The organism is Pontiella sp., assembly GCF_041622395.1.
In the GTDB taxonomy this organism is placed as follows: Bacteria; Verrucomicrobiota; Kiritimatiellia; order Kiritimatiellales; family Pontiellaceae; genus Pontiella.
Genome location: NZ_JBFJYW010000300.1, coordinates 1 through 4,527 on the forward strand (window position 1 = coordinate 1; position 4,527 = coordinate 4,527).

The window sequence follows — 4,527 nt, forward strand, 5'->3', positions numbered from 1 at the left end:
CGGAATCCCCCGCGGCGTGCAGTCGGATGTGATGGTCAACGGACTCGACTTTTATCCAACCATCCTGGGGCTGACCGGTGCCGAAAAGCCAAAGGATAAGAACCTGGACGGCTTGGACATTTCCGGACTGCTGCTCAACGATCCGACCAATCCCGCGCTGGTCAAAGAGGCCGATGGTTCGGTGCGCGATACCATGATGTGGCATTTCCCGCATGGGGGCGCGTTGGAAAGCACGATTCGCGTCGGCGACTATAAGCTCGTCCGGAATTATGACCATGTGAACAATGAAGGAACGCCGGAGCTTGAACTCTTTCAGCTTTATAAAGCGAAAGGCAAAACGCAGGAGCGGGTCGACATAGAAGAGTCCAAAAACCTGGCCGCAGCCATGCCCGAAAAGGTTCAGGCGATGAACCGGAAGCTGACGGAGATGCTGACGGAGATGAAGGCGAGCTATCCCTTCTACAATCCCGACTGCGCCGCCCCGTTGCCGAACAAAGAGAAGGCGCCGACCGTTCTTTCGGGCCGGCAGACCGGGAATGCCGCGGAATTTGCGTTCAAGGAAAACGGCGCGAAGGTGGTGCGGGCCGACCTGATCTACACCCTCAACGGCGGCGACCGTTACGAAGAGTGGTTCCGGGCACCCGCAACGGTGCTGTCCGCTGAAAAGGTGTCGGCGGAACTACCCGAGGGAACGACCCACTATTACATCAATCTGATTGATGAGAATAATTTCATGCGCAGCTATCCCGAGGTGGGGAAAAATGAGTACTCGCAGACTGCGATCCCGTTCGGGGCCGGCAAACCCGCCGCGCAGAAGGCGAAGAAAACGGTGAAAAAACCGGAAACCCCTGCCGGGAAGGGCGCCGCCGCGTTGCTGGAAAAAGATGCCAACCAAGACGGGCAGGTCACCAAGGCCGAATACGTCGCTTTCTTTGTCGCCAGCTTCGAGCGCAAGGATAAAAACCAGGACGGGGTGCTTTCCCCGGATGAGCATACCCACAAATCGTTCGAAGGCGCGGACCAGGATAAAAACGGTCAGCTGACCCGCGACGAGTTTGCATCCATCTTTGAGCGGCAGTTCGACAACGCCTACGACAAAAACAACGACGGCGTCGTCACGACCGACGAGATGTAGCCAGTGGGCTTGGCGGCCAATGGATCATCGGCCGGCGCAGGGCTTTATGAAATGAAAACGTACCTGACAGAGATTGCGCCGAAGACGCGGATGTGGAAAATCGGAATGGCCGTGGTCGGGCTGGCCATGTGGACGAATTGTTGCGAGGCATCCGCGGCTCCGCCGGCCATCGATTTCGAAACCTTTTTGGGCCGGCACGACATGCTCTGGGACCGCGTGCCCAACCGCTGGGAAGTGGCGCCATATACCGGCAACGGCAGGGTTGGGTTTCTGCTCTATCAGCTGGAGGATGAAGGGGAAAATACGATGGCGCTGCATATCGGGCGGCATGATTACTATGATCACCGCCTGCCGCATGAGGGCAAGCAAATGCTCTGGATCTACCGCTCCCGTCTTCCGCTGGGTCATTTTAAACTGGAATCGGAAGGGGACATTACGGATGTCGATCTGCGGCTGAATCTGTGGAATGCGGAAGTGACCGGCGAGATTAAAACCACGAAGGGGGCCTACGCCGTACACGGCTTGACCCACGCACAAACGGATGTGATCTATTTCGAGACAACCGCGAAGGAGGGGGAGTCTGTTCGGATTACATGGCATCCGGACGTGCCTTTCGCCCCTGTCCGCAAAACCTTGGATGAGGGCGGGGGACCCAAGGGATCTCCCTATTGGGACGACATGCGCACGGCCCCGTATCCGCTTCCTCCCGAGGCGGTCCTGAGCGAAGAGAACGGAATCCGGTTTTGTCGGCAGGTGCTTTACGAAAATCGCGGTGAAACCACGACGGGGTGGGAAATCGCCGGCGACGAGGCTGGAGCGCAACGACTCACGGCGAGTGTCCATCATAGTTTCCCGGAACACAACAGCCGGGATACGGTGAAGCAGACCCTCTCCTATGCCGAGAAAATGCTGAAAGACGACGAATTCCTATCCCGCCATCGGGCATGGTGGAACGACTATTATCCGCAGAGTTTCCTGACGATCAACGATCCGGAGAAGGAAGCCTTCTACTGGATCCAGATGTACAAGTTTGCGTCGGCCACCCGCGGCAACGGGCCGGTGATGGATCTGATGGGGCCGTGGTATCACAAAACCTTCTGGCCCATGGTCTGGGGCGATCTCAATGTACAGCTGATTTACTGGACCCATCTGACGGCCAATCGGCTGGAGGCGGGGGAGTCGCTGGTGAATAACGTGGATAAATATGCGGCTAACCTGCCGGGCAACGCTCCGAAAAAATGGACGGACAGTGCAACGCTTGGGGCCTGTTTCCCGCAGGATTTCGTGGCGGACTATCCTTTCCCGGACATGCTGGTCTGGTTGCTGCATGACTATTGGCTGCATTGCGAGTTTGCCGGGGATCGTGAACGCATGCGCGACGGCCTTTTCCCCGTATTGCGGCAAGCGGTTAATGCGTATCTGAATTATCTGAAAGACAATCCGGTGGAGGCGGCGGATGGAAAGATCCATGTCAAACAAAGCTGGTCGCCGGAATATCCCGGCGGGCGCGGACAGGACATTAATTTTACGCTGGCGCTGATGCGTTGGAGTTGTCGGATGCTGCTGGAGCTGAACGACGAATTTGAGCTGAACGATCCGCTGGCTGAAGAGTGGCAGAACATCGTCGACCATCTGGTCGAATTCCAGATCGATGAAAATGGGCTGCGCATCGGCAAAGACATTCCGTTCGACAAGCCGCATCGCCACTATTCGCACCTGCTCGCGTTTTACCCGCTGGCGGTGCTGACGCCGGAAACCAAGGAAAATGCCGACCTGTTGCGCTCCTCTCTCGATCATTGGCTCGATGTTTCGATCAACAGCGGGATCAAAGTCGGGGCCATGCCGGTTACCGGCTATACCGCGACCGGTGCCGCTTCCATGTATGCCATGCTGGGCGATGCCGAAAAGGCCTATCACTATCTCGACTTCCTGATTCAGCATAAGAACGTCTCGCCGACCACGATGTATGCCGAAGGCAATCCCGTGATCGAAAGCCCGCTGTCGTTTGCCACCTGCATCCACGACATGCTGCTGCAAAGCTGGGGCGGCAAGATCCGCGTCTTCCGCGGAGCGCCAAAGAAGTGGGCCGATGTCGCCTTCAAGGATTTGCGCACCCAGGGCGCGTTTTTGGTCAGCGCCAAAAAGAAGGGCGGCGTGACGCAGTTTGTGACGGTTGAAAGCCTGGCCGGTGCTCCATGCTTTGTTCAAACCGATATCCCGAATCTGAAGATTTACATCAATGGAAAGCCGGCCGAGAAAAAACAGGTCCGCATTGATGAAGACGGAATGGTTCAGCTTGCGCTCAAGAAAGGCGATACCGTCATCTTCACGCCCGTTGCGCTGGACAAAACCGATCGGTCCATCGCGCCGGTCCCGGTCGGCGAAGCGAACCGCAACCTGTTCGGGCTAAACGAAAAAACCACCCGTCTGCCGGGCCACAAGTTTTACTACAAGCAATAGACTGGAGATCTCCTGTGAAAATAAAACCGGCTGCAATAGCCATGGGGTTGCTGGCCATTGCGAGTGTCGCGAATGCGGCGGGCGCTAAACCCAATATTGTTTTCATTCTTTGCGACGATCTGGGCTATGGCGACGTGCAGTGCCTGAACCCGGAGCATGGAAAAATCAAAACGCCGTCTGTCAATAAACTGGCGAGCGAGGGCATGATCTTCACCGACGCGCATTCCGGCTCTTCTGTTTGTACGCCGACGCGCTACGGGTTGATGACGGGCCGCTATAGTTGGCGCACCAAATTGCAGTCCGGCGTGGTGCAGGGGTTCGCGCCCGACTTGATTGCCGAAGACCGTCCTACGGTGGCGAGCTTCCTGAAGGCGCAGGGCTACCACACCGCGATTATCGGCAAGTGGCACCTTAATTTCGACTATTTGGATCCGACCTCGGGGGTTGCGCTCAAGAAAGCGAATAAGAAGTCGCTCGCGCCCGTCGGCTCAACGATTCCGGATGGACCGGTTGATCGCGGCTTCGATTATTATCACGGGTTCCATCATGCGGGCGATATGAAGGGCGTCATTGAAAACGACAAGGTTATCGCTCACGACGACGAAATCAATATGCTGCCGCGCCTGACGCGCAAAGCGGTTGAATATATTGACGCGCGTGCGGCCGAAAAAGAGACCCCGTTCTTCCTCTACGTGCCGTTCGGTTCGCCGCACACGCCGATTGTTCCGTCGCCGGAGTGGCAGGGCAAAAGCGGGCTCGGTGACTATGCCGATTTCGTGATGCAGACCGATGCCGGCGTCGGGGCGATTATGGCCGCGTTGGAACGGAATGGACTGACTGGAAATACGCTGGTCATCTTCAGCAGCGACAATGGATGCTCGAAGGCAGCAAACATTCCCAATCTAGAAAAGCAGGGACACAAAGTGAGCGCC

Annotated in this window: 2 protein-coding genes and 1 pseudogene; all 3 read left to right on the plus strand. The window is 56.9% G+C overall.

What is annotated here, in order from left to right; translation table 11 throughout:
• Positions 1 to 1,135 (plus strand): annotated as a pseudogene (locus ABYO54_RS14350) (N-acetylgalactosamine-6-sulfatase); the annotation flags it as partial.
• Positions 1,136 to 1,186: 51 nt separating this feature from the next.
• Positions 1,187 to 3,595, plus strand: a complete 2,409-nt coding sequence (locus tag ABYO54_RS14355) for a glycosyl hydrolase family 95 catalytic domain-containing protein (RefSeq protein ID WP_372808934.1) — start codon at positions 1,187 to 1,189, stop codon at positions 3,593 to 3,595.
• Between the two features lie 14 nt (positions 3,596 to 3,609).
• Positions 3,610 to 4,527: sulfatase-like hydrolase/transferase (locus ABYO54_RS14360; RefSeq protein WP_372808935.1), on the plus strand; the 918-nt coding region annotated here is incomplete at its 3' end.